General features: G+C 45.6%; 5 protein-coding genes. 2 read left to right on the forward strand and 3 right to left on the reverse strand.

What is annotated here, in order from left to right; all coding sequences use genetic code 11:
- Position 1: 1 nt before the first annotated feature.
- Together JUB15_RS21865 and JUB15_RS21870 are read right to left on the reverse strand one after the other, a co-directional pair.
- Complete coding sequence (locus tag JUB15_RS21865) at positions 2-2980, reverse strand: SusC/RagA family TonB-linked outer membrane protein (protein WP_207514784.1); 2979 nt, start codon at positions 2978-2980, stop codon at positions 2-4.
- A gap of 301 nt (positions 2981-3281) precedes the next feature.
- A complete protein-coding gene (locus tag JUB15_RS21870; protein ID WP_207514785.1) occupies positions 3282-3998 on the reverse strand; it encodes an NUDIX hydrolase in 717 nt (238 codons plus the stop codon).
- Between the two features lie 530 nt (positions 3999-4528).
- On the opposite strand from JUB15_RS21870, the gene ligA reads away from it, so the two are divergent.
- The gene (gene ligA / locus JUB15_RS21875) at positions 4529-6628 is read left to right on the forward strand and encodes an NAD-dependent DNA ligase LigA (protein ID WP_207514786.1); all 2100 of its coding nucleotides are present in this window, start codon (positions 4529-4531) and stop codon (positions 6626-6628) included.
- Positions 6629-6696: 68 nt separating this feature from the next.
- Positions 6697-7260: an NUMOD4 domain-containing protein gene (locus JUB15_RS21880; RefSeq protein WP_205512982.1), complete on the forward strand. Its 564-nt coding sequence runs from the start codon at positions 6697-6699 to the stop codon at positions 7258-7260.
- A 47-nt stretch (positions 7261-7307) separates the two neighbouring features.
- Here JUB15_RS21880 and JUB15_RS21885 read toward each other — a convergent pair.
- Positions 7308-7610, reverse strand: a 303-nt coding sequence (locus tag JUB15_RS21885; protein WP_207514787.1) for a CsbD family protein, incomplete at its 5' end; no start/stop codon positions are given.

Raw genomic sequence — 7610 nt, forward strand, 5'->3', positions numbered from 1 at the left:
CTTACAATGACATTGATACACCAAGTAAAAAGGTTCTTGCGGTTGGGTAAGGTGTATATTCAATACCCAGAGAAGGAATGCCGCCAACCGATTTGTCGGTATTTACTTCGGGATCAAAACCCGTAAAGTCAGTAAGCACAAACAAATTTTGACCAGTTAATGATACCGTTAGATTTCTGAAGGTATTACCCAATTTGTTAAATGAATAACTAAGCGTTGCGTTGGCCAGCTTCAGGTAATTTCCTTTTTCAAGGAACCTGGTAGAGGGCGTAATGGGATTGGATGGATCTTCCTGCACATCACTTTCGATAAGCTTTTTGGCTATGTTACGCGTTCCGAGATTACCAATGGGCAACACCGTATTGGCGGTATTATTATATACATAGTGCCCGAAATTGCCGTTCATGTTAATAACAGCCGAAAAATTCTTGTATGAAAAGTCTGTGCTTAAACCTAACAATGTCTTTGGGAATGGGGCGCCCTGGTAAAACCGGTTTATTGACGGATCTCCGCCTGCATAAATCGCCTGGCCGGTTGATTTATCCAGTCCCTGGTACTCTGCGAGGTAAAATACGTTTAATGGCTGATCGCTCACCAGACGTTGTGCTGTAGCGCCCGAGATACCCTGGCCGTGCAGGCCGCCTGTTTCATAGTATCCCAATAATCCTCTAAGCTCGTTTTTGATGAAGGAGGCATTGACGCCGATATTCCAGTTTATATCCCTGTTCCTGATAATACCGCCGAACAATGAAACCTCAACCCCTTTATTCACTATGTTACCCGGTAAATTGACCCAGAACTTGGTACCTGCCGGGCCTGGCTGCGGCACATTTTGTTCGAACAATACATCCGTTGTTTTTTTATGGAAATAGTCTACTGAACCGGTAACCCTGTCGTTTAAAATACTGAAGTCTATACCACCGTTAGCCGTGGTAGAGGTTTCCCATTTCAATTCGGGGTTCTCGATGTTCAGTTGCGTTACAGATTGCTGACCGAGCCCAAACCTGCGCAATGAGGCGCCTGAAGGGAATTCCTGGTTACCTGTTCTTCCCCATCCTATACGAAGTTTGATATTCTTTGCCACATCAACGCCCTTCATAAATCCTTCATTTGAAAGATTCCAGGCAAAAGCTATTGAAGGGAAATAACCATACTTTTCATTCTCGCCAAACTTTGTGCTGCCATCAGCACGCAACGTAGCAGTTATGAGGTATCTGTCGAAGAAATTCATAATAGCCCGGCCGAAGAATGATTGCAGCTCGGTAGTAGGCGTCGTAAACGAATAAACCTGCCGGCTGGTCTGGGTTGAATATTGAATGATATCATAATAACGCAACCCGCTTACATCTATAAAATCGAAGCCTGACAAGCCTGAATTATTTGACTCATATTTCAGGTATTCATGCCCAACCACTGCATTCAAATTAAAATTGTTCGAAATTTCCTTATTGAAGTTTAGCGTATTGGTTATCTGCTGTGCTGTTTCTTCTGCGCTGAAAATCCCGGCTGCGCCCCGGTTTTTAACCGCTTCTACATTGATCCAGCGTTTTATTTCTCCTCTTGATTTACCTGTACGCCGGGTGAGACTGTACTGAAGCTTATATTCTAAAAAATCAGTGAACTTATACGAAGGAGCAACAGTGGCCAAAATAATATTTTCATTGGCGCGGGCATCGTATGCCTGCAGCATAGCCACCGGGTTAACGGTTGTTGCACCGATAGGCGTTTCTATCCACACCGAATCGGTACCTTGTTTATAGAACGGGTGCGTCGGGTTCCACTGTAATGCCTGGCCGATCAGGCTTCCCTCGAAACCGGCATCGTTCGAGATAGGAGGCAGCTGTTCATTTGTACCCGTGGTGAACAGGCTAAAATCAACATTCAGTTTCCGGTTGTTGAGCAGTTTGAAACTGGTGTTTAAATTGGCTGTGTATTTCTGAAACTCCGATTCTTTTACGATCCCCTGCTGATTGAGGTAGCTGAATGAAATGCGGTATTTGGCATTTTCAGATCCGCCGCCAACAGCTGCATTATAGCTTTGCGTGTACGCTGTGCGGGTGATCTCATCCATGGCATCATAGTTACCGCCATAATCACCGCCGGTTAACCCATATTTCTGCAATGTGGCCCGGTATTCATTGCCATCAAGCACCTCTAACTGCCGCATGATCCTGCTCACACCCACGGAGGCGCCTGCATCGATCACCGGATTGCCTGACTGGCCTTTTCTTGTGGTGATGTAAATAACCCCGTTAGCACCCCTGGACCCGTAAATAGCGGTTGCAGAAGCATCCTTCAGGATCTCCATAGAGGCAATGTCGTTCGGGTTGATGAAATTAAGTGGGTTGGTGCCTGGTGTAGAGGTTCCAATACCACTACTGATGGCATTCGGGCGGGCTGAACTGCCTGACAAAGGAACACCATCTAATACATACAAAGGTTGCTGACCCGATCTGATGGAGGCGTTGCCACGAATACGAACGGTGGTAGGAGCACCCGGTTGTCCACTGCTGCTGATCACCATTACACCGGCGGCCTTACCCTGGATGGCCTGATCGGGAGAAACGATCACCCCTCTGTTAAAGTCCTTTGCTTTTACAGACTGAACGGCACCAGTAACATCCCTTCTTCTGGCCGTACCATATCCTACTACAATAATTTCACCGAGGTCCGCGGTGCTTTCAGCCAACGTAAGACTAACGGTATTACTGGCAGAAATGTCTACATCCTGCGTAGCATAACCAACGGCACTAACGGTTAACGTTGTAGTTGCCGCTGGTACGGTTAGCCGAAAGAACCCGTCGGTTCCTGTGGTAGTTCCACCCTGGGACCCTTTAATGACAACAGAAGCACCAACAATGCCGGCGCCCTTGCTGTCTTTGATGTTTCCCGTAACTTGTTTGGTTTGTGCGTAAACGGTGAGAGAATACATGACAGTCAATAAAGGCAATATTGCCTTTAGCAATCGTTTTGAGGGCATAATAGAAGTAGTTATTGGTTAAGAAACAATTGATACCTACTGTGTAACCTATACACAATTATACTTAATTTCCAAGACTTCCAAAAAAATTAAATTCAACTTATCCGTTGTTTTCCAAAAACTTAATGCTACGCAATTAGTGCCTTACTCAAGTGGTTATAGCTCCAGCGTCATGGTTCAGCTTCTGATAACCATGCACCGGATTGACTGGTATGTATTGATTAGTGGATCTATCCTGATTAAATAGACAGTCCAAACATTAAAATGCTGCTTTCAGGGAGTTTTAAATGGTAAATGTTCGTTATACAGGCATGGGGGTCTTCATTTTTCCGTTCGGGAAGCGGGAAGCATTGAACCGGTAGAGCTTGCCCGGGCGGTGCGGAACGTCCTGTTCCAGCTCATTCATATCTTCCAGCCAGTTCATGAGGAAGAACTTCTTTCTGAAGTTTCGGCGATCCATTTTTACACCCAGGATGGCTTCATACAGGTTCTGTAACTCGCGGAGTGAGAACTTTTCCGGCAACAGATTGAAAACGATGGGATGTTCTTCAATCTTTGACTGCAGCCTTTGCAAACAGGTATCGAGGATGATCTTATGATCGAAGGCCAGTGTAGTGATGTCATTTACCGGATGCCAGTGCAGCTCATTGTCTGACAATACGGGCTGGTGGTCTTTGATGTTTATCAGTGAATAATAGGCCGTGCTGATTACGCGACCGGCAGGGTGCCGGCTTACTTCGCCAAAAGTATACACCTGTTCAAGGTAAACGTCATCGAGGCCGGTACGATGTTTCAACACCCGGTAAGAGGCGCTGTCGAGGTTTTCATCGGGGCGTACCAGGTCGCCGAGTAAAGACCACTGGTCTTTAAATTCTTCGAGATCAGATTTGATCAGTAATACTTTCAGTTCGTTCTTGTCGAACCCAAAAATCACACAATCAACCGAAATGGCGATCTGAAAAAACTCGCTGTCTTCAGAGCGTAGTTGCTGAATGGTCCGTTGTAATGCTGTTCCCATGGCTATGAGCAGATTGTCAGGGTTAAGAAATCATGAATGAATATTTATCAGGCCAACCTATCTTGAAAATGAACAGGCTGGTTAAAAAAGCACAGAATTTTAAAGCAAATCACATCAACCGGAGGGGAGGTCCATTGGCACGCAATCGTATATACAGCGCTTCATGATCAAGCCGGATGGGCCGCGTGTTGCCGGTTATCATATAACTTACAGGTAAAGATATACTGATTGTTTCACTCGCGAACGCTTCGAAATTTTTTACGGCACTTTTTGACAATGGACATTTTTCAATCAGCGCACCTGTTCCTTACCTTGACATGTAGTCACAACTCATTGCATATTAATAAGTTTTGCGGCCGTTATACACGATTGAGATAGCATTTTTGCTGCATAAAACCGGGCATTTTGCCCCTTTGCCATTTTCCAGTAATTGATATTCATCAATATCGTATTCGCCTGACGGTGCCGATCATGCCTGCACATTAAACAGGTCATTGAGTTAACTTCGCCTAAAACTGAATAAACATATTATGTATTCGCCCGACCAAACAAAAGCTATCCAAAAGCTTACTGCCGGATTAATGGAAAAGAACACGCAGGGTAACATAACCGAGAAGGATATTGAGCCCCTGCGCGATGTGCTTCGTTTTCACGAACACCGGTACTATATCATGAATGATCCGTTGATAGCCGACTTCGAGTACGACCAATTATATAAAGCGCTGGACAAACTGGAGCAGGCGAACCCGGCGCTGCGAACACCCGACTCACCAACGCAACGGGTGGCCAAAGAGCTTACAAAGGAATTTCCAACAGTAGCCCACCTGGTACCCATGTTATCGCTCGATAACTCTTACAATGCCGATGACCTCATTGATTTTGACCGGCGGGCCAGGGAACTGGCTAAAGTAAATGAACTGGAATACTGCGTTGAACCCAAATTCGATGGCGCCAGCATTTCTCTCATTTATGAAAAGGATATGCTGGTTCGTGGCGCTACCCGGGGCAATGGCGTACAGGGCGACGACATAACGACTAATATCAGGCAGATCAGGTCCATACCCTTGCGGGCCAACATTTCAAAATATGGCCTTGAGCAGATAGAGATCAGGGGAGAAGTATTGATGAGTAAGCAGAACTTCAAAAAGTATAACGATCAGCTGGCCGAACAAAACCTGCCCCCGCTGGCCAATCCACGTAATGCTGCAGCCGGCACCTTACGCATCAAAGACCCAAAGGAGGTGAGTAAACGAAATCTGGAAGCTTTCTTATACCAGGTAAGCCATTATACTCAATTACCCAATGAAATTCTGGACAAATCACTTGACAGTCACAGCGGTTGTTTGAATATGTTATGGGAGCTTGGTTTTCGCAGTCCGGTCAAAGAAAAAAAGGTGTTGAAGGGTATCGATGCCGTTATAGCCTATTGCCATGAATTTGAAAGCCAGCGCGACGATCTGCCATACGAGATCGATGGCATGGTGATCAAGATCAATGATATTCACCAGCAGGAGCTGCTGGGGATGACCACGCATCATCCGCGTTGGGCCATTGCCTATAAGTTCAAAGCCCGCCAGGCCACCAGCAAGCTGAAGAGCGTTGAGTTCCAGGTTGGCCGTACCGGTTCGGTTACTCCGGTAGCCAAAATTGATCCTGTACCTATTGGTGGAGTTACAGTAGGTTCTATATCATTGTTTAATGAAGAAGTGATCAGGGAGAAAGACCTCATGATTGGTGATACGGTGCTGGTTGAACGGGCAGGAGATGTAATACCCTATATTGTTAAATCATTACCTGAACTCCGCAACGGAACCGAAAAGAAAATTGACTTTCCTACCCATTGCCCGGTATGTGGCGATAAGCTGGAAAAACCGCAGGAAGAAGCCGTTTGGCGTTGCAGTAATATCAACTGTGAAGCGCAGGTGGTAGAGCGCATCATTCACTTCACCCAGAAAGATGCCATGGACATCAGGGGACTGGGCGAAGCCAATATTCGTAAGTTCTATGCGTTAGGTTTCCTGAAAGATATTCCCGGTATATACCAACTGCCTTTCGATAAGATTGGAGCGTTAGAGGGATTTGGCAAGAAGAGTATTACTAACCTGCAAACAGCCATTGAAAACTCAAAGTCACAAGCCATACATCGCCTCATATATGCCCTTGGCATACGTTACGTAGGGGAAACCACTGCAAAAACGCTTGCCCATGCTGTTAAGCATCTGTTAGAATTGAAGGATTATACGATAGAAGACCTGTTAAAGCTGGAAGACATAGGGCCAAAAGTAGCAGGAAGTGTACATCAGTTTTTCCATAATTGGGACAATATAGAAACCCTTCAAAAGCTTGAAGAGTTAGGGTTGAAGCTGAAAAACGACAAAAGAGACCTGGTAACCGGAGGCAACCTGAGCGGTCAAACGTTTTTATTTACGGGCACCCTGCCTACGCTCAAACGCAGTGATGCAGAGGCAATGGTTGAAGCTAACGGAGGTAAGCTGTTAAGCAGCGTTAGCGCCAACTTAAACTATCTGGTAGCGGGAGAAGAGGCAGGAAGCAAGTTAGAGAAGGCCAAAAAGATAACCTCAATCAAGATCATAACCGAATCCGAATTCCTGTCCCTTATACATCATTGATATGATTCTTATCAATTGTTTGAATTTCACATTTGTTTTTTTGTAACTTTAGCCAAAAGGAAAAGGCGATGATAAAAAAACTCCCCAATGAGGTGTGGAAACCACTGCAGTTTCCAGGCTGGAAGCACCTCCGTAAAAAGTATGCGTTATCCTCGATGGGACGCATAGCCAGCTACACAGAAGACGTTGTTGAAGACGGTAAATTGCTTCAAGGCTCCCTAACTACCGGTTACAGAACTTTGAATCTCCATCGTCCAGGCAACAACGGTACTTTGTACATTCACCGTGAGATTGCCCGTTTGTTTCTTAAAAAACCTTCACTCAAAAACAAGTACGTGATTCACATCAATCACAATAAACTTGACAACGCAGTGAAGAACCTAAAATGGGCTACACTCGAAGAAATGATCGAACATCAGCAGCACAGTCCGGCAAAGATCGCGTACAAAAAAGTACAGGCAAACCGGACGGAAGGTTTGAAGCTGAATGCTAGTCAGGTCAAAGGCATTAAAAAGATCCTCAACGACAAGAACCGGAAGATCACCATTAAAAAATTAGCGGAAAAGTTTGGCGTCTCTGAGATGACCATGTACCGCATTAAAAGTGGTGAAAACTGGGGCCGGATCAAATAGTGCCCGGTAATTGATGCAGACATAATAAGTGGTGTGATCGCATAAGGCTAGCGACTCACACCACTTGTTTTTTGGGGGGAGCCTGAAGGTGGTGAATGGTCAATGGTCAATGGCCAATGGTCAATGGTCAATGGCCAATGGTCAATGGTCAATGGCCAATGGTCAATGGTCAATGGCCAATGGTCAATGTGAGTGGTGAGTGGCTCGCGAAATCCCGAACTAATAACCGAACTTGCATCTCCCGAAATTTCCTGCCTTCTGCCTTCTGCCTTCTGCCTTCTGCCTTCTGCCTTCTGCCTTCTGCCTTCTGCCTTCTGCCTTCTGCCTTCTGCCTTCTGCCTTCTGCCTTC

It is taken from the genome of Longitalea luteola, assembly GCF_017356035.1.
In the GTDB taxonomy this organism is placed as follows: Bacteria; Bacteroidota; Bacteroidia; order Chitinophagales; family Chitinophagaceae; genus Niastella; species Niastella luteola.